The sequence below is a fragment of the Azotosporobacter soli genome (assembly GCF_030542965.1).
Taxonomy (GTDB): domain Bacteria; phylum Bacillota; class Negativicutes; order SG130; family SG130; genus Azotosporobacter; species Azotosporobacter soli.
Genome location: NZ_JAUAOA010000001.1, coordinates 309,390 through 330,106, shown reverse-complemented (window position 1 = coordinate 330,106; position 20,717 = coordinate 309,390). Strand labels below are relative to the sequence as shown.

Below are 20,717 nucleotides of genomic sequence, written 5' to 3'. Positions count from 1 at the left end.
TTACGAAGTTCTGAGGCTGAGAAAAGGAGATGTTTACACTAGTGATAGTGAATGGAACGGTTTGTGATGGAGTGAAAGTTTGCATACGGTCTGCCGCAACTATTTAGTTGTTTTGATCATATAAAGATATGCTTGCTGGTTGATATTGATTGGGTGTATAAATTAAATGTGGCCACAGAAATAACAATATTGATTTGAGAGGACGATTTTTATGTCAGTTGAAGAAAATAAAAAGATAGCGCAGAAGTTTTATGATTCTATTGCAGCTAAACAATATGATGAGGTGGAAAAACTGTGCCATAGAGACTTCGTTTATTATCCGCAAGTGGATAATGTTTTGTCTGGTGCAAAATCATTTGTAGATTTGGAACGGCTTAACATGGATCCCTTTGGCGACTTTAAAATGGAAGTTGAATTTATGATCGGTGAAAGTGATCGAGTAGCAGTATATCTTATTGTTGAAGGTGATTTGCAGACCGAAAAGTATCACGGCATGACAGTAACTAATAAACATCTGCGGATGGGGTTTATGACCTGGTTGCAATTTAAAGATGGTAAAATTATTGAAAAGCGTGCTAAATATGATCGTTTTGATATTTACAAACAGCTTGGCATAAAGGAACTGTCACTACAATAAAGTTATAAAGAGATAAGTTATTGGGTAAATATATTCCAATGAAATAATTTGGAACGATGTTTTTCGAGCCAAGTTAATAAGAAATTTTTAAAAATAAGTGATTGAGGACTTAAAGTGGTATTGTATTTTTCCGCAAGATAGACTGTATGTACATTATCAATGTCATCCATTGGGAGAATTACAGTATGCGGGCGTTTGTTTTTGAAGGCGATATAGTCAAGTGAACCGCCAATTGCTAGATTCTGTTCTGCAATGTCGGCAATTATGGAGTTGACGGTTGTTTCAAGTATTATGTTCGGCTGGATGCCGTTTTTGATTAACTGATTTTGATAAGTATTATAAAAAGGCTGTTCACGTCCTTTTAATATTAAGGCTTGATTTTTCAAATCTTGCAAAGAAAGTTTTTCTTTTTTTGCAAGTGGATTTTTTGTACTAACAATGAAACAATGATAATTCTTAAAAAGATATTGGCAAGAAAATATGGTAGTATCAACAGTGCCAGAGAGGATAGCCATATCTATTTCCCCGTTGTTTAATTCGGCGATAGCAGCTTTATCTGTTGTTTCAGTGAAATTTAGCAATATTTTAGGGTGGGCCGTTTGAAAATCTTTTATAAAATTTGCAGTTAAATATTCTAGTACCCCTGGCGTAGAAAGAATTTTTAGAAAATCTTTTTTTGTATGAGTGAAGAACGATTTTTCCTGTAAAGTAGAGAATTCTTCTAAAATTTTTTCGGCATGTGGTTTTAAGGCCATAGCTTGTTTTGTTGGTTCAAGACCGTTTTTAGTACGCGTGAACAATGATATATCAAGCTCTTGCTCTAAAGCCAAAATAGTTTTGCTAATGCCTTGAGGCGAGATAATTAGTTTAGTAGCAGCTTTTTTTATGCTTTTTAGGTGATATACTTCTAAAAAATATAATAATTGGCGTTGATTCATAGATATTCTCCTTTAATGTTTCACTATGTTTTGAAGAGAAATTAGCGAAAAAATCAAGCTCCTTGATAATGTTGGGAGTTTGATTTGATTTTTTGAGTTACTTAAAAGAAATGTTGGACTTGAAATTTGTTCATTGTGGTTATTATAGCATATGCTAAATATAGGATCGTAAAGGGGAAAAATTCAATTTAAAGAAGTCATACCAAAACCAAAAGCCAGGGAATGGACGAATTCTCGTCTAGGCGAGTGGCGTATTGCCGATAGCTGGATATTGCACTTAAACTATTCGTCGCATGCCGGGTGGTGTGAGAGGTCGTTGAATAATTAATTATTCAGCTCCTACTCGATTTTATAGAAGTTTTACTCCCTACATAAAATAAGTACGCGAACAGATAGTTCGCGTACTTATTTTATGTAGGATTATTGTTTTTTTTCAACGGTATGTTCGAATGCTTTTTCAAAAATGTTTTTGACGTGATCATCATCAAGGACATAAAAAACATTTTTTCCTTCACGATGAAATCGAACTAGGTGCGCGTCTCGAAGGATTCGTAATTGATGGGATATTGCAGATTTGGTCATGTTAAGTAAAGCCGCCAAGTCACAAACACACATTTCATTTTGGTCTAATGCCCAGAGTATATGACTTCTCGTTTTGTCACCCATAATTTTGAATAAAGTAGATACCTCATTTAAAATCATATCTTTAGGCATTTTCGCGCGGACTCTATCAACAACATCTGCATGAATAATCTCGCAGTCAGTATCTTTATGTTCCATAGAATATCATCCTTTACGGTTGCTTTGTGTTTTAATTGTATTATAGGTGGCTTATAAAGCTTTGTCAAAATACAAAAAAATAATTGACAGTTGAATGGTTGTTCAACTATAATAAAAAAACAACAGTTGAGCAATCGTTCAACTGTAAAAAGAACGTTGAACAATGTTCAACAAAAAATGGAGGAAGTAATGATGAAAAAAACGTTTAAATTAATCGGTCTTGATTGTGCTAACTGCGCTGCGAAAATCGAAAATGCGGTTAGTGATTTGCCGGATGTAGTATCAGTTACAGTAAATTTCATGACAACCAAAATGAATATTGAAGCAGAGCGGGAAAAGATGGAAAGAGTTGTTGAAGCAGCTATGAAGATTGTCAAAAACATTGAACCAGATGTAAAGATCGAAAAAGCTTAGTGAGGTGGTAACAATGCAGAACAAAAAGCGGCTCATGAGAGTACTTGGTGGCGGCGCGCTCTATGCCGCCACGTTCTTTTTTGACTTTGACAATGAGATATTGAATATTGCTATGTTTCTTCTAGGTTATTTTATCATCGGCGGTGATATAGTATGGAAAGCCGTGAAAAATATACTGCGCGGTCAAGTCTTTGATGAAAACTTCCTGATGTTTATTGCAACAATTGGAGCGTTTGCCATTGGAGATTATGAGGAAGCAGTAGGGGTTATGCTGTTTTTTCAAGTAGGAGAATTATTCCAAAGTTATGCCGTCGATCAATCCAGGAAATCAATAGCTGGCTTAATGGATATTCGTCCTGATTATGCTAATTTGCGGCGAGGTAGTGAAATTGTAAAAGTAGATCCAGATGAGGTAATGGTAGGAGACGAGATCATCGTTAAAACAGGGGAGAAAATACCGTTAGATGCAATTGTCATTGAAGGTGAATCAATGGTTGATACATCTTCATTAACTGGTGAATCTGTTCCTAGAGAAGTTACTGTTGGCTCGGAACTTCTTAGTGGGTGCGTTAACATTAACGGAGTCCTTACGGCACGAGTTACCAAGGAATTTGGTGATTCGACAGTAAGTAAAATCCTTGATTTAGTTGAAAATGCGAGTAATAAAAAGTCTAATTCGGAAAATTTCATTACAAAGTTTGCAAGGTACTATACCCCTGGCGTAGTGATATTAGCGGTATTGCTCGCGGTGGTTCCTCCTTTAATGTATAGTGATCAAGAATTTACAAAATGGTTGGTTAGAGCACTTACTTTCTTGGTAATCTCTTGTCCTTGTGCTTTAGTAATTTCTATTCCACTTAGTTTCTTCGGTGGAATTGGAGGGGCTTCTAAGTTAGGCGTTCTGGTAAAAGGAAGTAACTACTTAGAAGCATTAGCGCAAACAGAGATTGTCGTTTTTGATAAAACTGGAACATTAACAAAAGGCGTCTTTAATGTACAAGAGATTCATTCGGAAGTAATGAGCCGAGAGGAACTGATAGAACTAACAGCATATGCGGAAAATTACTCTAATCATCCAATATCTCTTTCTCTAAAGAGAGCGTATGGCAAAGCAATTGATAATGCTGCGATTACAAATGTTAAAGAACTTCCCGGACATGGAGTTCAAGCTTTTGTCCATGGTAAGGAGGTATTGGCTGGTAATTATAAGCTAATGAAGAAGATGAAAATTGCTTATTTCAAAGGCGAAATTATGGGGACTGTTGTCCATGTGGCAGTTGGTGGAGAATATGTTGGCTATATTGTTATTGCTGATGAAATTAAAAATGATGCAGCAATAGCCATCCAGGATTTAAAAACAGAAAAAGTTAAGCAGACTGTAATGTTGACAGGCGACTCAAAATCTATAGGGGAGCATGTTGCGAAAAAATTAGGGCTTGATAAGGCTTATACAGAACTGTTGCCAGCTGATAAAGTGGAAAAATTAGAAGAACTATTTGCAAAGAAAACAGAAAAGGGCAAGCTGGTTTTTGTTGGCGACGGCGTTAATGATGCTCCTGTTTTGGCAAGAGCGGATATTGGTATTGCTATGGGCGGAGTGGGGTCTGATGCAGCTATTGAGGCTGCGGATGTAGTAATTATGACCGATGAACCTTCGAAAATTGCAACAGCGATAAGAGCTTCAAAGAAAACGTTATCGATTGTAAAGCAGAATATTGTTTTTGCCTTAGGGGTCAAGGGCATAGTTTTAGTCTTAGGAGCAATGGGGATCGCCAATATGTGGACGGCTGTTTTTGCTGACGTGGGTGTTTCGGTTATTGCCATTCTTAATGCGATGCGTGTTTTAAATACGCAAAGTATTCATAACTCCACAGTACCTGCATGGGAAGGGAACGTTGAGGCCTTAAGCAATGCTTGAAGTAAATGGGCTTTGCTAAAATATAACTGAGCTTACAAGGTTTATTATTGGTAAGGAGACAGCATACTGTGATTTTGTTGACACAGAAACAAAATTGCAGCATGCTGTTTTTTAACATGGCAATAAAAAAGGAGAGGGGTATTTGCAACAAACTGAACATATAGTAGACTTGCTTGTGAAATACCAGAAATACACTTGTGGTAAGTTAAAACCAGCAGATAAAAAATCAGCTCTCATAGAAAGCGAACGACACACTATCGGTTTGGAGAATGAGAAGACTAAAATTATGATCACTCAAGTTACAGGTGTTCTTGCAAGGAGTATTGTTTCTTGGGTTGCATTGGGAGACGAAGTACAGCAAGGACAACGGTATGGAATGATCAAGGCAAGGAAATTATTATGCCAGCTGATGAGGCTATATTCGTTGCCAAAGGAGAATGAGTAAAAGGTGGAAAATCTATTGCTTGTCGGTTTTGTGAGGTACATAAAAAAACTGGATTATTGCACAATGATGCAATAATCCAGAGGTTTTTTAGAATTGATAAGACTCACCATCGGCTGGAATTAAAATGTTTTCCGCAATTCTTTTTTCAGTAAGTTTTTGCTGCAGCGTTTCACGATTGAGAGTGGCATGACTGACAGTGTCCATGTGGCTAGCAATAATAGTGGTATTTGGACAGGTTTTGTAGACTTCATAGATATCATTGTCATCCATAATCAGGCGGCCAAATTCAAGGAGTTCTGCTGCGCAGGTATTGAGGATGATGATATCTGGCTGATAGGTTTCAAGTGTTTTTTTGACTTCAGGATACCATATGGTATCACCAGCTATGTAAAGAGTTTTTTCTCCTGAACTTTGTAAAATTAAACCACAGGATGGGCCGCATGGTTTTTCTGTACCGTGCAGGGCCGGAGTCTTTGTAATTTTGATTTGGCCAATTGATAAAGAATCCTCTGATAGAACGCTAATATGCTGAAAGCCGGAACCCTTCATAAATGAGGCTTCTTCCTCATTTTGGACAAAAATTGGTACGTTTTTATCAAGAAATCTGCCCCCCGTGCCTGTTGCTAGATCTATATCAAAATGATCTGGGTGCAGATGAGTCAAAAGATAGATATCAATACCGGCAAGAATTTCTTCTGCCGATTTTGGCAGATCACACATTGGCATTTTGATGCTAGCCTTTGTTGGATCTGGAACCTGAAAAGCTTTGATGTCATTAAAGGAACCCAGGGTATCTTTATCAGCTAACCATGGATCTACCAAAAAATTCTTCCCAGCATATTCAATACGAATAGTGGCATTACGGATTTGTTCAATTTTCATGTTAAAATCTCCTCGCAATTTTTATTTATTTTCATTAGTAAACCATATGAAAAGTTATTTACACGCTGTATTAAACTTATTATACTGAAGGACAAGAAAAGGTTAAACTACAGCTTTTTAAATAAGATACATTTCCTGACAAAATAATAAAAGTGTCAAGAAATTTGATGAGGAGGACTGATTTTGGTAGAAAAGACACTGCGCAAAACGGATCGACGGACAATATATACAAAAACTGTCATTAAGGATGCTCTGTTAGAACTCATGCAAAAACGACGCTTTACAAAAATCACGGTTACGTCGGTTTGTAAGCACGCGGAGGTCACCAGAGCTACCTTTTATCTACATTTTGACGATCTGATGGCAGTTTTAGATGAAATTTTGGAAGAAGCTCTGCAGATAACAGAAAACGTTTCAGTGACTTCTAATGAAAACATGCGGCAGATACTTTATTTGATTACGAAGGGTGAAAAGGATCTGGAAAAGTTGAAAGAGTATGGTTCTTTACTGCCGGCATGTCAACGAATAGCAGACTTACCCAAATATCGTGTGTTGTTTCTGGATGAGAGCTTATCAAATTATATTATTAACAAGATGTTTCAGTCTGAAAAGGATAAAATGGTTCCATTATTGATGCAGTATTGTCAGCTATCACCAAAGAAAGCCGAAATGATTTTTCTGTTTGCAATTTATGGCTCGTTTGCTGTCAATAAAAAGCTTGGGTGGAAAAAGGATGAAGAATGGTACGCAATACAAGGGAATTTGCTTCGCTTTATTCTAGGTGGGATGGATGCCTTGTCTCCAAGCTCATAGTAGACTTCACGGCTAAGTTACTATCCATGCAAGGTAAATAACAAGAACCTTCAACCGCGACAGTGTCTGGCTAAAGGTTCTTCTGTTATTCGATTAATTATTTGAGTTTACCTCAGTTACGATGCGAAAAAACCATGCTGTATAGCTTGCTTTATCCACTTTAGGAGCGGAGTGCTAGGAACCGCGGCTCGCATCTCGGCGATTACTTGTTCCGGATTAGGCAGTAAATGAGTATTTGTTCCAGTCCATCTATACGAGTCAGCAAGATCCTTTGCAGTTGCCTTGTCCATTACTGCAGATAACGCTTCTTCGAACGCTTCCGCCGGGAGAGAGTAAAACTGTATTTCTCGGCCCAATGCGGCACTGAATTGTTCAGCCAGTTGATTTCCAGTCAGTGTCTCAGGTCCTAAGATCGGCAATGTCTGCCCTGCCAGCTCTGGATGTTTAAGCGCATATACGCCAAAAGCAGCTGCATCATCCATACTGATCCAGGGTATTGCACCATCGGATGGCACAGGATAAGCTAGTGTTTGGTTGCCGACAACACCGGGGATAAGGAAATTTTCCATGTAAAATATAGGTTGAAGGATAATAGACGCAATGCCGCTTTCCTTCACATAAGCAACTGATTCTCTCTTAATATCAAAGGCAGTGACACCTGTCGCATCATCAGGAATAAAACCGCTGGTATTAAAAACGATAAGCTTAATATTGGCATGTTTGGCGGCGGCAATGGTATTGCGGATGAATTGGCGGTTACGATCCAGATTATAATCAACTGGCAATAGCAAGAATACCTTATCGACTCCTTCATGAGCTAAAGTAAGACTTCCGGCATCTGACAAATCGCCGACAAAGGCTGTAAATCCTTCCTTTTGAAGCTGAGCCGCCTTGTCCGGATTTCTTACAACCGTATGAACGGTGTATCCTTCTTTCAAAAGCTTGCGGGCAACTGCTCCACCTTGTACGCCGCTGGCTCCATAGACCAATATTTTTTCTTTATTTGCCATGATTCATCATCCCTTCGTTTAAGTAGTTTCATTTCATGCTCATAATTTATACTATAAGGTTAATGGTGAAATTACTAGTACGCACATTCGGGATATATAGTATCCTTGAGGATATCTAAAAGGAGGGGAAAAGTTGGATAAGCAGCACACTCAATGTCCGGTTGAGCTTACGGTCAATTTAGTCGGCGGCAAGTATAAGCTGGCCATTTTGCACCAGCTTTCGATTCATGGGGTCAGGCGGTTTAATGAATTACAAAGGCAACTTCCCAATATTACGCAGCGTACACTCACACGCCAACTGCGTGAGCTTGAAAGTGATGGGTTGCTTATTCGGAAAGTATATTCTGAAATTCCACCCAAGGTAGAGTATTCACTTTCAGAGACCGGGAAGGATCTTCACGCTATACTTTGCCAAATAGAGGATTGGGGGTTGAATTATATGGCAACTAACCCGAGAAGAGTAAGAAAAAGCAGTCAGGGACTAGAGTAATTAACTAGCTGCTAATCTCAGCATGAGTGCCCATATAGGTGTAGAAATATATCAGCAATGGTTGGTTTGTTATTTGGGTGAAAAATAAATCCAAATCATATCCCCATCATTTTCAAAGATATATTGTAAGTCAGATAACAATAAGCAATCCCCTTGCCAAAATGGCAGGAGGATTGCTTATTTATTTTGGGCAGGTTCTATGATGGTAATAATAGGGGCTTAAATTTGCAGCATTATTTGATCGGAGTTTACAAAACCTTTGTTTTAAGGGGAATAAACATCAGCTTATTCAATCAAGACAGCCCCGCTTGACGCATCCAACCATCTATGTTACTATCAAAACGTTGACAAAAGCATATAGTGAGACAGGTGCCCGTGAGGGCTTAATAGGGAAGTCCGGTGTAATACCGGCGCGGTCCCGCCACTGTAATGAGGAGCGAACCTGAAAGATGCCACTGGAGCGAATGCTTTGGGAAGGCTTGGGCGAGCGATGATTCAGAGCCAGGAGAACTGCCTGTTTGACAATCACCGTTTTTACCTGCGAGCGATGGGGAGGGGATTATGAGAGCTTCTTTTTGCCGACCGATTGTCGGTCGTAAGGTCCTCTTGTGATACGTCTCCTTTCCGTGCGCTGCGGGAGGGAGTTTTTTGTTTTCCTTCACAGGTTCTAATGCTCATGGAACTATGTGTGTGATGACTGCCGCGAGTGTAGACGCGGCAGGGTCCCGGCAACGGGACCGCTTTTTAAAACGACTTTTTACGATAAAAATGGTTTTAGGAGGTGAAAATGGTTTCGGCAACTGCCAGGTTAAAAAAGAGGAGTGAAATGAATGAAGAAGAAAAATTGTTTTGTAATGACGTTATTATTGCTGACGCTGTCTTTCGGCCTGTTCGGGCAGGGGCAGGCATTGGCTGCGCCTGAAGCAGGCAAGAAGGCGATACTGATGGTTAGCTTCGGCACCACTTTTAACGATACCAGAAAAGTGACGATCGATGCGGTAACCGATAAGGTTAAGGCGGCCTTTCCCGACTATGAAGTGCGTCAGGCGTATACCTCCCGGATCATCATCAAGAAACTGATGGATCGCGATAACCGACAGGTGGACACGGAAAAACAGGCGCTCGAAAAACTGAAAGAGGAAGGCTATAGTGAGGTCATCGTGCAGACGCTGCACATGGAAGCGGGCGACGAATACGACAAAGTATTGAAGATTGTTGACAGCCATGTGAAAGCGAAATCCTTCGAGCGTCTCACGCTCGGCCGTCCGATCTTCTATTTTACCGGTCAGGAAGAAAAACCGGATGATTATGCGCTGGCGATCAATGCGCTTAAGCTGCAGTTGCCGAAGCTGACGGAAAAAGAAGCGGTCGCCTTTATGGGACACGGCGGCGTGCATCCTTCCAACACCGCATATGCGGCGCTGCAGTTGAAGATGCAGGATGCCGGGCTGAAAAACGTCTATGTCTTCACGGTGGATGGCTACCCGACGATTGAGAACGTCATCGCGAAGGCGAAAGCCAACAAGGTGGAAAAGATCACGCTGATGCCGCTGATGGTGGTGGCGGGCGACCATGCGAACAATGATATGGCCGGGGATGAACCGAACTCTTACAAGTCCCAATTGATCAAAGCCGGTTTCAAGGTTGACGCCTATTTGCATGGCCTCGGCGAAAATAGCGGTATTCAGGACATTTATGTGCAGCATGTGAAAGATGCGATCGAGAACACGTACGACAAGACGAAGCGAGGCGCGGATCGTCCCGCGATTCCGGTTGTCGAATAATTGAATTTGCTAAAGACGCGTAGAGGGGCTGTCTCAAACAGGCGATTAAAATGCCGTTGAGACAGCCCCTCTATCATTTAATAGCGCTCGCCGCTGGCCAGCAGGGATTTCACGAACAAGAAGCGTTCCAAAACGATGGTCACCGTTTTAAATTCTCTGGCGAGGCTTGCGGTGTAGTAGATCGTGATGCCATCCACGGTCGTTTTCTCAAAGCCTGACGCGCTATCCGGCATGCCCCGTCGCACGGACGGGTAGGCGGGAGAAGAAGTCCCGCAACTGCCGCCGCTTCAAAGGCTGCGTGGCTGCTGCGCCAGTTTTAGCGTCAGGCAGGTGGAAGGTTCCTTGCGGCGCAGATAATCAAGCACCGCCGGCTCAAAAAGGATGTTCACTACATGACCTCCCTTTATGTGTTTTTCGTTGTCCGCGCTTCCAGCGCTCTGGCCAACTGATCGGCGCAGGACGTCTGGTTGCGGCAGATATTGCCTTTGAACTTGGAGATGACGTCTTCGACCGGCATGCCGTCGATCAGGCTGCTGATCGCCTTCAGGTTGCCGGGGCAGCCGCCGACAAAGTTGACGTTTTTAACAGCTCCGTTTTCAATATCGAATTGAATTTCATTCGGGCAAACGCCCTGCGGGATATAACGTTCCATAGTAAAAACAGCTCCTTTTTAAATAAACAGATTCACGTTGGCGTCTTCGGCTTCGTTGAGGTAGTAGCCGACGCCGCCGATTTTGACGCCGTCCAGCAGTTCTTCCTGTTTTAGCCCCATCACGTCCATCGACATTTGGCAGGCGACGATTTCGATGCCGGATTTTTGCGCGGCTTGCATCAGATCTTCCAGCGAAGAAATGTTCTTATCTTTCATGACCATGCGCATCATCTGGGTACCCATGCCCAGCATGTGCATGTTGGAGAGCTTCAAGTTTGTGCTGCCGCGCGGCATCATCCAGCCGAACATGCGGTCGATGATGCCTTTGGCAACAGGCGCGCCTTCGGGTTTGCGCAAGATGTTGAGCCCCCAGAAGGTGAAGAACATCGTCACTTTTTTGCCCATCGCGGCGGCGCCGTTGGCGATGACAAAAGCGGCTAAGGCTTTGTCAAGATCGCCGCTGAAGACGACGATCGTTTTGTTGTCTTTGCTGTTTTCGCCCGCGGGAACCGCACTGGCGGACGCGTCGCCCTTTTGGATGCGGACGAGGACATGGCTTTTCTCTTTTTTTGTTTCCAGGAGACGATTGCCGGTGCGATGGCACCAGGCACGGATGTCTTCCGGAAAACCGGGATCGGAGGCAGTGACCTCCAAAATCTGACCATCGCTCATTTCATCGAGCGCGGCCTTGACCTGCATCAAGGGGCCAGGGCAGGAAAGGCCGCAGGCGTTGAGCGTGCGCGCCGCGCTTTCCTGCGCTGCGACATGAACCGTCTGTGTTTCGGCGTCAAGCGTCATGCCGGGCGGCGCTGTCGTCTTTTGCGGCAACTGAACGGAGGCCGACTTGTAGCCGCCGGTCAGATTTTTCACGCGGAAGCCGTGTTGCGTGAGGATGCGCGAGGCAATATAACCGCGCAGGCCGACCTGGCAATAGGCAAGAATCAGCTGCTCTTTGTTCAGTTCGGGCAGGCGCTGCCGCAGTTCGTCGACCGGAATGTTCAAGGCGCCCGGCAGATGGCCGTTGGAAAATTCCAATTCGGAGCGGACGTCGAGCAGCGTCGTCTTGCTGCGATCAAAGGAGGCCAATTGTTCATAAGTGAAGACGTCGCTACGGCCGGAGAGAATGTTTTCCGCGACAAAGCCGATCATATTGACCGGATCTTTCGCCGAAGAGTAAGGCGGCGCGTAGGACAATTCGAGTTCCGTCAGGTCGGCGACCGTACCCTTGAGGCGAATGGTCGTCGCGATCACGTCGATCCGTTTATCGACGCCGTCAATGCCGACCGCCTGTGCGCCCAGGATGCGACCGTTGCCGTCAAAGAGCAGCTTTAAAGTCAGCGGCAAAGCGCCGGGATAATAGGCGGCATGCGAGTTCGGATGAATGTAGGCTGTTTGATATGCCTGGCCTAAGCGCTGCAGGCCGCGTTCGTTGTTGCCGGTCGAGGCGGCGGTAAGACTGAAGACTTTGAGAATCGACGTGCCCTGCGTTCCGTTGTAACGACTGGGGATGCCAGCGATGTTATCGGCGGCGATGCGGCCCTGCTTGTTGGCCGGTCCGGCCAAAGGGATGGCAGTGGTTTGGCTACTGATGAAGTCTTTGACCTCGATGGCGTCACCGACCGCGTAAATCCCCGGCTGATTGGTGGCCATGTGCTCGTCGACCAGGATATGGCCGCGGCTGCCGAGCGCGATGCCGCTGTCTTTGAGAAAACCGGTTTCCGGCGTCACGCCGATCGCCAGGATTACAAGGTCGGCAGTCAGTGTGACGCCGCTTTGCAGCGTGACCGTGATTTCGTTTTCGTTCTCGCTGAAACTGCTTACGCCGTCGCCGAGATGCAGCGCCACGCCGTTTTCGCGCAGCTCTTTTTCTACGAGCAGCGCCATGTCGCTGTCAAACGGCGGCAGGATGTGTGGTGCGGCTTCGGCGAGGCTGACTGCAAGGCCGCGTTCGCGCAGGTTTTCCGCCATTTCGACGCCGATGAAGCCGCCGCCGATCACGACGGCGCGCTTGCTGTCCGCTTGGTCGACGATGGCCTTGATCCGGTCGGTATCGGGAATGTTGCGCAGTGTGAAAATACGAGGACTGTCGATGCCGGGGATGTTCGGCCGGATCGGTTTCGCGCCGGGCGAGAGGATCAGCGCATCGTAAGTCTCTTCGTAAACGCCTTTGTCGCGGCTGGCGATTGTGATGCTCTTGGCAGCGGCATTGATCGCGGTGACTTCGCTGTGGACGCGAACGTCGATCGCAAAGCGAGCTTTCATTGCTTCCGGTGTTTGCACCAACAATTTGTCCCGTTCCTGGATTGTTTCGCCGATATAGTAGGGCAGACCGCAGTTGGCGAACGAGATGTGCTCGTCGCGTTCCAGCATAATGATCTCGGCTTGTTCATCGAGGCGTCGCATGCGAGCGGCGGCAGATGCGCCGCCGGCAACGCCGCCGACGATTACGATTTTTTTCTGCATAAGAAACAGCTCCCTTGGTTTATTTTTCTTCCGTTTCGGCAAAGAGAATGCGAATCAGTTCGATCACACGGGGATCGCAGACGCGATAGCGAATCTCAAGGCCGCTGCGTGCGCCTTCGACGATGCCGACCGCGCGCAATTTTTGCAGCTGCTGTGAAATCGTAGACTGTGGTGCACCGAGGCATTCCTGCATGTGCGTGACGTTGCAACCGCCGTTTTCAATCAAGCCGCGCACGATGCAAAGTCGCAGCGGATGCGCGAGCGCCTTAAGCAGCTCGGCCAGTTCAGTATATTTTTTTTCATCGGGCGCCATAAAAAACACTTCCTTGCATTGATATATTCAACTATTACGATATAATAATACAAGGATCTGAATTCCGTGTCAATGCAAGATGTTGAAAAAGTGCCTTCTGATGGAAAAATATTGAAAATAAAAGAGAAACAGTCTACGATGAGAGCAAAGATAAAATGCTTTGCGCGAAAAAACAAGGCAAAGGATGTGGCTGGCTATGCTGAGAACGGGAAGAGGAATTTTATTACTAAGCGGAATCCTCATCATGTTGCTATTGGCAATAGGCTGCGGCAAAGCAACGAACAAAGAAGCGAGTACGCCGCAGACGGTTTCGTCTCTGACCGTGCAAAGCGTGAAATTGCAAGCGACGCCGTACTATTATGAAACATCCGGCACAGTAAAAGCGCATACCGTCAGTCAGGTGGCGCCGAAGGTCATGGGGATGGTGACGCAGCTGTTGGTCAAGTCCGGCGAGCGAGTGAAAGCCGGGCAACTGCTGGCTACGCTGGAAAATAGTGATAGCCGTCAAAAACTGGCGGCTGCGGAAGCTGGTTACCGGGAAGCAGGCAAGGGAATGGAAGCGGCAGCCCGCAATCTTGAACTGCAGGAAATCACCTATGAGCGGTATCGACGGTTATTTGAATCGGAAGCGATTGCGCGTCAACAATTGGATCAAATACAAACGCAAGCTCAAATTGCCCGCTTGGAATATGAAAAGGCCGCTGAAGGAATGAACCGGGCGGCAGCGACGCGGGAGGAAGCCAGAGCGTATGACGGCTATACGCGTTTGCTCGCGCCGACGGATGGGATCGTGACGGAAAAACGTTTGGAAGTGGGCGGCATGCTGCAGCCGGGGGCGGCGGCGATCACGGTGGAAGACGCTTCTTCTTTTCTGGTGGAAGCCTATATGGAAGAAAACCAGCTTGGCAAGGTTGCCGTAGGGATGCCGGTGCGCGTGCTGCTTGGCACGGAGCGGGAGGAAAAGATCTTTGGCGGGACAGTCAGTGAAATCGTTCCGGCGGTGGACAGCGCCAGTCGCTCATTTTTGCTGAAAGTGGCGTTGGCCGCAGATCCTGCGATTCATACAGGTCTGTACGCCAAGCTGCAAATCGCGTTGGCGGAGCGACAGGCGATGCAGGTTCCGCTGGAGGCGGTTGTCAACAAAGGGGAACTGACGGGCGTCTATGTAGTGGATGCGGATAAGCGCATCTGGTACAGGATGGTGCGTCTGGGAAATAAGCAAGATGGGCAGGTAGAAGTCCTTGCCGGATTGAAAAACGGCGAACAAGTAGTGGTGAAAGGAGTGGAAGAGGCGGCAGATGGCGGCGTGGTCCGGGAGGTGAATCTTCAATGAAGAAAATCGGACTGTCAGGCCGCCTGGCGCAAAGTTTCATCAACTCCAAACTGACGCCGATTCTCGTGCTGGCAGCGCTGTTGCTCGGACTTTTTGCAGTCGGCCTGACGCCGCGCGAGGAGGAACCGCAGATTGTCGTGCCGATGCTTGACGTGCAGGTCGCCTATCCCGGTGCGAGTGCGGCGGAAGTCGAAAACCGGGTTACGAAGCCGATGGAGCAATTGCTTTGGGAACTGCAGGGGGTCGAATATGTCTATTCCATCGTTAAACCGGGCAATAATCTGACGATCGTACGTTTTAAAGTGGGCGAAAGTCAGGAAGACAGCTTGGTGCGTTTGTACAATAAACTGATGTCCAATTATGATCGCATTCCGCCCGGCGTGTCGCAACCGCTGGTCAAGGCGCGCTCAATCGACGATGTGCCGATTCTGGCGTTGACGCTTTGGAGCGAGAATTCCGCTTATAGCGGTTACGAACTGCGGCGGGTGGCGGCAGAATTAGCGGAACAGCTGAAAAAAGATGAAGATGTTTCGGAGATCAATTTGATCGGTGGACAGCGGCGTCAGATCCGCATCGAACCCGACCCTGCGCGTTTGGCTGCTTTCGGTCTGAGCCTCGAACAGCTGGCGGAAGCGCTGCAACGCGGTAATGGTAATCTGGCGTCGGGCAGTTTGCAGGCTGGCAATAAGGAAATTCGCTTGGAAAGCGGCGCATTTTTAAACAGTCCGTCCGACGTAGCTGGATTGGTAATTGGCGTGAGAGATGGTCGCCCGATTTATTTGCGCGAGGTTGCGGCGATCAAGGACGGGCCAAGGGAAGCCGACAGCTATGTCTTTATGGAACTTGGCGCGGCAACAGCGCCGGAGAAAGTAAGTAAGAGCGTCTCAGCGGGGCCGCATGAAGCGGTGACGCTGTCATTGGCAAAGAAAAAGGGCGCAAATGCGGCCAGCATAGCCGAGCGGGCCTTGGCCAAAGCGGAAGCGTTGCGCGGCGATGTACTGCCGCAGGATATTAAGCTGACGGTGACGCGCGATTATGGCGAGAGCGCGAAGGACAAATCGAATGAACTGCTGCAGCATATGCTGATCGCTACGCTGTCGGTGGTGTTGCTGATCGGTTTGACGCTTGGCTGGCGGGAGGCCGGCGTCGTCGGCGTTGCAGTTCCGGTGACATTGGCGTTGACGCTGCTGACCAGCTATCTGCTTGGCTACACGCTGAACAGGGTCACGTTATTCGCGCTGATTTTCTCCATCGGCATTCTGGTGGATGACGCGATTGTGGTTGTAGAAAATCTGCATCGCCGTTTTGTCTTAGCCGGAAAAGCGGACGAAGAAACTGCTGCCGCTGCGGTGGACGAAGTCGGCAATCCGACAATTTTGGCTACCTTTACCGTGATTGCGGCATTGCTGCCGATGGCGTTTGTTTCCGGTTTGATGGGGCCGTATATGCGGCCGATTCCGGTAGGCGCTGCAGCGGCCATGCTTTTCTCCTTACTGGTGGCTTTTATCGTCAGTCCATGGCTGGGCTATCGTCTCTTGGGCAAAGTCGTATTTGCGCATGCTTCTACTGGAATGAAAGAAGGAGATTTGCAAAAGCGCTATCGGAATTTACTGCGTCGCTTGATTGAAAATAAGAAACAGCGCCGCGCTGCGATCGGCGGCATCGTAGTGCTTTTATTGCTCGTCGTCTTGCTGCTGCCGCTGAAAGCGGTCGCGGTAAAGATGCTGCCGTTTGACAACAAAAGCGAGCTGCAGGTCGTGATCGACATGCCGGAGGATGCGCCGCTTGAAGAGACGGCTGCGCTGAGCAGAGCCTTGGGTGAATATTTGAAATCCGTTCCGGAAGTGACGGACTTTCAAACGTATATTGGTACGGCCTCGCCTTATAATTTCAATGGATTGGTGCGCCATTATTTCCTGCGCTTTGCTCCGAGCAGCGCCGATATTCAGGTGAATTTCGTCGCGAAAGGGGAGCGTTCGGCGCAGAGCCATGCGATTGCCAAACGATTACGAGCGCCGCTGCAGGATATTGGCAAAGTGTACAATGCGAGAATCAAGTTGGTTGAAATTCCGCCGGGGCCGCCTGTGCTCAGCACCTTGGTTGCGGAAATTTACGGGCCGAACGATAAACGTCAACTTGCGATTGCGCGACAGGTAAAAGATATTTTTAATCAGACGCCCAGCGTAGTCGATGTCGATTGGTATGTGGAAGAAGACCAGCCGAAAGTGCGCTATCTGGTGGATCAGGAAAAAGCCGCCTATCACGGCATGGACAGCAAGCGGATTGCACAGGCGGTTAATCTTGCGTTAAGCGGCGGCAGCGTGGGCATGGTTCACTTTCCGCAGGAAAAAGAAGCGGTGGAACTGTTTCTTCGCCTTGCGCCGGTGCAGCGCTCTTCGCTTGTGGAAATGAATCTTGCTTCGATCCGTTTGCCGGATGCCAAGGGGAATTTGATTTCACTGGCTGAGTTGACAAAACCGCAGCGGGAGAGCGAAGAAAAGACGATTTATCATAAGAATTTGAAACGGGTCACGTATGTGATTGGCGACGTGGCCGGCGGAGAAGAAAGTCCGGTCTATGCGATCATGAAAATGAAAGAGCGCATCGCCGAGCTGAAACTGCCGGAAGGCTATGCGATGACGCAATATACGGCGACGCAGCCTTGGTTGGAAGACCGTTATGCGCTGAAATGGGACGGCGAATGGCATATCACGTATGAAGTGTTTCGTGATTTGGGCATTGCGTTTGCGGCGGTGCTGGTGCTGATTTACATTTTGGTGGTGGCCTGGTTCAAGAACTTTTTTGTGCCGCTCGTGATCATGGCGCCGATTCCGCTTACGCTGATCGGCATTTTACCGGGGCATTGGCTATTTGGTGCGTTCTTTACCGCCACCTCGATGATCGGCTTTATTGCCTTGTCGGGAATTATCGTGCGCAATTCCATTTTGTTGGTTGACTTCGTTCAAGCGGAAATCAAAGACGGGAAAGCGTTGGAAGATGCGCTGACGGAAGCCGGAGCGATCAGAATGCGTCCGATTCTTTTGACCGCGGCCGCGGTGGTGGTCGGTTCCTTCGTGATGCTGTTCGATCCGATTTTTCAGGGACTGGCGATTGCGATGATCTTCGGCGCGGTGGCCGCGACAGGTCTGACGCTGCTAATCGTACCACTGCTGTACTTCGAACTGTTCGGCAGAAAGGGGCGTGGATAAAAATAGAATGCGATAACACGAAGAGCCGAAGCGGGTCGATTGTATCGACCCGCTTCGGCTCTTTGTGTAAAAAAACGTCCCGCTTGATTTCGCTTTGGCGGCACACGTTTTAAAAAACAAGTTTTATGCGCGTTCCACCCGATTGCGTCCGGCTCGTTTGGCCTTGTAGAGCGCCTGATCGGCTGCGGCGAGCAGCGAGGAGAGTACATCTCTCTTCTGGGGGATGAGCGCGGTCACGCCCAAGCTGATCGTCAGGACCGTGCTGACTGCGGAAGCGTGATGGGCGATGCCGAGCGCCTCGATTGCTGCGCGAAGCTCTTCGGCGAGCAAGGTCGCGCCGCTCAGGTCGGTGTCGGGCAAAACGGCGGCGAATTCCTCGCCGCCGAAGCGGGCGGCAAAATCGCTGGAACGTTTTAAGGAGTTTTGCAATGTGCGAGCGACTTTTTTCAGGCATTCGTCGCCGGAGAGATGGCCGTAGAGATCATTATATTCCTTGAAGAAGTCGACGTCGATCATGATGAATGCTAGAGGCGTCTGACGGCGTTTGCATTGCTGCCATTGCCGTTCGAGAAAGTCATCGAGTGCGCGGCGGTTGGCCAGGCCGGTCAGGCCGTCCGAGGACGAGAGCTGCAAAAGAGCGCTGTTCAGATCGTATAACTCCTGCGTGCGCCGCTTGACTTGCCGTTCCAGGTCGTCGCGCGTGGCGCGCAGCTCGTTTTCGATGCGTTTGCGTTCGGTGAAATCATGCACGATGAATAAGATGCAGGTTTCGCCGTCGATCTCGACCGACGCCGCGGAGCAAAGACCGATGCGAACATCGCCGTTCTTATTGAGCCAGGCGGATTCAAGATCGCGAAACGAGCCCTGCTCACGTGCGAGTTTAAAGGCGTTGGCGCGTTCTTCGGGATAAAGCCAGAGGCCGAATTCGGTAGACTTATGGTCGATGATTTCTTCGCGGCTGTAACCGAAGAGCTCGATAAAAGCGTCGTTGACCTCGATGTAACGTTCGTCGTGCAGACGAAACAGGCCGATGGCGTCGGAACAGTAGTGAAACGCTTTGGAAAATTTTTCTTCGGAACTGGATAGGGCGGCGGTCATCTGTTCGAGTTCGAGTATTTTCTCGTGCAATGTTTCATTGGCTTTTTGCAGTTCAAAGGTGCGCTGCACGACTTTTTCCTGCAGCGTGTTTTGCGTGTCCAGATAGACCTGCTCGAGCTGCTTGCGTTCGGTGATATCCCAAATGATGCCGACTAATCCGGCCAAGACGCCGTCTTTCGTATAATAAAGCGATTTGTTGAAAACGACGTCGCGGCGGCTGCCGTCGGCATAAAGGACCGAGGCTTCGTAGGTTTGTTGGCCGCCCTGTTCGAAGAGTGCGCGATCCATTTCTTCGTACTGGGCGGCAAGATCGGGCGGCGCTAAGTCGTAGACCGACTTGCCGATGATTTCCTCTTTGCGTTTGCCGAGATATTCTTCAAAAGCTTTGTTGCAGCCCTGGTATATTCCGGTGCAATCTTTATAAAAAACAGGACTGGCGATGGAATTGATCAGTGTCTGTAAAAAGTGCAGCTGCTCGTCCGTGCTTGCGCCAGGGAAGGAGGGAAGAAGATTTTTTTCAGCATAATCCATAATGCGCGCCTTCCTTTTTGTTCAAGATGCAAGCCATGTTCTTATAGACTGTATTCTGGCTGCGCTGCAAAGCTCCTGCTCGTTTTTGTAAGATGCCGAATTTGTGCGAAAAAAGAAAGGCGGACGATGCTGCTAAATTACTTTCCTATGTTTAAATAGTTAAAAAAGCAGGAATCCTGTACAGGAATCTATAATTTAACATAGGTAAGAGTAAAATGTGTTTTATTAGATTATAGTGCAAAGGAGTGAGGGGTATGAATGGCTGGATGAGTGAACGGCAGCAGTCGGTCAAAGGCGCATTGGCAACGCAGTATCCCACGCTTCTTTTGCTTGGTAGAAGCGGTGGGCGTCTTCTTGCGGCAAAGCGTCGTTTGCCTGCTGCGATTGCAACGTGGATATACGGAGGGACTGTCTCTTGAGGGAGGCGGTCCCTTTTGCGCTTTTTACGCAGTGTTTACATCCGGATAACAATGAGTTGCGTTAGACGGTGTAAGATAGAGGTGTCTAATCGCGGATGCCGGAGAATAAGAAAGGGGCTGAAGGGAACGATGGCAATATGGCAGATGGAAGTCGACAGCAGAGATGCTACGAAGAATCGCAGAGAATTGCAGCGCAAAGGTTTTGTTTCAGCAAACTATTATTCCTCAAATGGTTTCGATGTCAATGCAATCAGAGCGCTGGCGCTGGCAGGGAAAATTGATGCACTGCGCTGCGTGATGGGAAAATCGACGCGCTGGTACTATTTTGAAAGCCAGGTAGAGCTGGCCCGCTTGCGCGGTGAATTCCACTAAGAACTGACTGTATTTCCAGGGACGGAATCATATAGCAAGGACAAGCGAGAGTCGTCTCATCTGAGAGGGCTCTTTCTTGTTGTTGGCAAAAGGTGATAAAGTTGGCGCTTGGGACGGAAACGTGATAAAAGATAAAATGATTTTCGCAGGCCGTTGGCAGGGTTTCGTTATGGTGAAGCGAAGAAATAAAGTTTATGATATAACGAGAAAGAAAAT

The 20,717-nt window shown here is 47.1% G+C and carries 19 protein-coding genes, 1 pseudogene and 1 riboswitch; of the genes and pseudogenes, 11 read left to right on the top strand and 9 right to left on the bottom strand.

Features of this window, described 5'->3' with window-relative positions; genetic code table 11:
* Window positions 1–211 precede the first annotated feature (211 nt).
* Complete coding sequence (locus QTL79_RS01475) at window positions 212–637, top strand: ester cyclase (RefSeq protein WP_346353155.1); 426 nt, start codon at window positions 212–214, stop codon at window positions 635–637.
* A 17-nt stretch (window positions 638–654) separates the two neighbouring features.
* Here QTL79_RS01475 and QTL79_RS01470 read toward each other — a convergent pair whose 3' ends face one another.
* Window positions 655–1,575 (bottom strand): LysR family transcriptional regulator, encoded by a 921-nt coding sequence (locus tag QTL79_RS01470; RefSeq protein ID WP_346353154.1) that lies wholly within the window; start codon window positions 1,573–1,575, stop codon window positions 655–657.
* 420 nt (window positions 1,576–1,995) lie between these two features.
* Window positions 1,996–2,355 carry an ArsR/SmtB family transcription factor gene (locus tag QTL79_RS01465; protein ID WP_346353153.1) on the bottom strand — a complete coding sequence of 120 codons (360 nt, stop codon included), beginning with the start codon at window positions 2,353–2,355 and terminating at the stop codon, window positions 1,996–1,998.
* A 189-nt stretch (window positions 2,356–2,544) separates the two neighbouring features.
* On the opposite strand from QTL79_RS01465, the gene QTL79_RS01460 reads away from it, so the two are divergent.
* The 3 genes from QTL79_RS01460 (at window position 2,545) to QTL79_RS01450 (ending at window position 5,132) form a co-directional block, all read left to right on the top strand.
* Window positions 2,545–2,769, top strand: coding sequence for a cation transporter (locus QTL79_RS01460; RefSeq protein WP_346353152.1), 225 nt, complete (start codon window positions 2,545–2,547; stop codon window positions 2,767–2,769).
* A 13-nt stretch (window positions 2,770–2,782) separates the two neighbouring features.
* Window positions 2,783–4,687 carry a heavy metal translocating P-type ATPase gene (locus tag QTL79_RS01455; RefSeq protein ID WP_346353151.1) on the top strand — a complete coding sequence of 635 codons (1,905 nt, stop codon included), beginning with the start codon at window positions 2,783–2,785 and terminating at the stop codon, window positions 4,685–4,687.
* A 142-nt stretch (window positions 4,688–4,829) separates the two neighbouring features.
* Window positions 4,830–5,132: a phosphatidylserine decarboxylase gene (locus tag QTL79_RS01450; protein WP_346353150.1), complete on the top strand. Its 303-nt coding sequence runs from the start codon at window positions 4,830–4,832 to the stop codon at window positions 5,130–5,132.
* An 87-nt stretch (window positions 5,133–5,219) separates the two neighbouring features.
* Here QTL79_RS01450 and QTL79_RS01445 read toward each other — a convergent pair whose 3' ends face one another.
* Complete coding sequence (locus QTL79_RS01445) at window positions 5,220–6,014, bottom strand: MBL fold metallo-hydrolase (RefSeq protein ID WP_346353149.1); 795 nt, start codon at window positions 6,012–6,014, stop codon at window positions 5,220–5,222.
* A 183-nt stretch (window positions 6,015–6,197) separates the two neighbouring features.
* Between QTL79_RS01445 and QTL79_RS01440 the strand changes: the two genes are divergently transcribed.
* Entirely contained in the window at window positions 6,198–6,827 is a 630-nt protein-coding gene (locus tag QTL79_RS01440; protein WP_346353148.1) for a TetR/AcrR family transcriptional regulator, read from the top strand.
* Between the two features lie 116 nt (window positions 6,828–6,943).
* Here QTL79_RS01440 and QTL79_RS01435 read toward each other — a convergent pair whose 3' ends face one another.
* Entirely contained in the window at window positions 6,944–7,837 is an 894-nt protein-coding gene (locus tag QTL79_RS01435) for an SDR family oxidoreductase (protein WP_346353147.1), read from the bottom strand.
* A 133-nt stretch (window positions 7,838–7,970) separates the two neighbouring features.
* On the opposite strand from QTL79_RS01435, the gene QTL79_RS01430 reads away from it, so the two are divergent.
* Both QTL79_RS01430 and QTL79_RS01425 read left to right on the top strand, forming a co-directional pair.
* Complete coding sequence (locus QTL79_RS01430) at window positions 7,971–8,327, top strand: winged helix-turn-helix transcriptional regulator (RefSeq protein ID WP_346353146.1); 357 nt, start codon at window positions 7,971–7,973, stop codon at window positions 8,325–8,327.
* Between the two features lie 350 nt (window positions 8,328–8,677).
* A riboswitch (cobalamin riboswitch) is annotated at window positions 8,678–8,859 on the top strand.
* A 298-nt stretch (window positions 8,860–9,157) separates the two neighbouring features.
* Complete coding sequence (locus QTL79_RS01425) at window positions 9,158–10,111, top strand: sirohydrochlorin cobaltochelatase (protein ID WP_346353145.1); 954 nt, start codon at window positions 9,158–9,160, stop codon at window positions 10,109–10,111.
* Window positions 10,112–10,188: 77 nt separating this feature from the next.
* Here the strand turns inward: QTL79_RS01425 and QTL79_RS01420 are convergent.
* The 4 genes and pseudogenes from QTL79_RS01420 to QTL79_RS01405 all read right to left on the bottom strand — a co-directional run.
* Window positions 10,189–10,377 (bottom strand): annotated as a pseudogene (locus QTL79_RS01420) (hypothetical protein); the annotation flags it as partial.
* A 137-nt stretch (window positions 10,378–10,514) separates the two neighbouring features.
* A complete protein-coding gene (locus QTL79_RS01415; RefSeq protein WP_346353143.1) occupies window positions 10,515–10,763 on the bottom strand; it encodes a TIGR03905 family TSCPD domain-containing protein in 249 nt (82 codons plus the stop codon).
* Between the two features lie 18 nt (window positions 10,764–10,781).
* Window positions 10,782–13,226 carry a DsrE/DsrF/DrsH-like family protein gene (locus tag QTL79_RS01410; protein ID WP_346353142.1) on the bottom strand — a complete coding sequence of 815 codons (2,445 nt, stop codon included), beginning with the start codon at window positions 13,224–13,226 and terminating at the stop codon, window positions 10,782–10,784.
* Window positions 13,227–13,245: 19 nt separating this feature from the next.
* A complete protein-coding gene (locus QTL79_RS01405; protein ID WP_346353141.1) occupies window positions 13,246–13,539 on the bottom strand; it encodes an ArsR/SmtB family transcription factor in 294 nt (97 codons plus the stop codon).
* A gap of 196 nt (window positions 13,540–13,735) precedes the next feature.
* Here QTL79_RS01405 and QTL79_RS01400 point away from each other — a divergent pair, with 196 nt between their 5' ends.
* Together QTL79_RS01400 and QTL79_RS01395 are read left to right on the top strand one after the other, a co-directional pair.
* Window positions 13,736–14,872, top strand: coding sequence for an efflux RND transporter periplasmic adaptor subunit (locus QTL79_RS01400; protein ID WP_346353140.1), 1,137 nt, complete (start codon window positions 13,736–13,738; stop codon window positions 14,870–14,872).
* On the top strand, window positions 14,869–18,081 hold the full coding sequence (locus QTL79_RS01395; RefSeq protein ID WP_346353139.1) for an efflux RND transporter permease subunit: 3,213 nt from the start codon (window positions 14,869–14,871) through the stop codon (window positions 18,079–18,081). The genes QTL79_RS01400 and QTL79_RS01395 overlap by 4 nt, the downstream gene beginning before the upstream one ends.
* Window positions 18,082–18,204: 123 nt before the next feature.
* On the opposite strand, the gene QTL79_RS01390 is transcribed toward QTL79_RS01395, so the two are convergent.
* Window positions 18,205–19,710, bottom strand: a complete 1,506-nt coding sequence (locus QTL79_RS01390; RefSeq protein ID WP_346353138.1) for a diguanylate cyclase — start codon at window positions 19,708–19,710, stop codon at window positions 18,205–18,207.
* 254 nt (window positions 19,711–19,964) lie between these two features.
* Between QTL79_RS01390 and QTL79_RS01385 the strand changes: the two genes are divergently transcribed.
* A complete protein-coding gene (locus QTL79_RS01385) occupies window positions 19,965–20,129 on the top strand; it encodes a hypothetical protein (RefSeq protein ID WP_346353137.1) in 165 nt (54 codons plus the stop codon).
* 129 nt (window positions 20,130–20,258) lie between these two features.
* Window positions 20,259–20,501 carry a hypothetical protein gene (locus QTL79_RS01380; RefSeq protein ID WP_346353136.1) on the top strand — a complete coding sequence of 81 codons (243 nt, stop codon included), beginning with the start codon at window positions 20,259–20,261 and terminating at the stop codon, window positions 20,499–20,501.
* The last annotated feature ends 216 nt before the right edge of the window (window positions 20,502–20,717 follow it).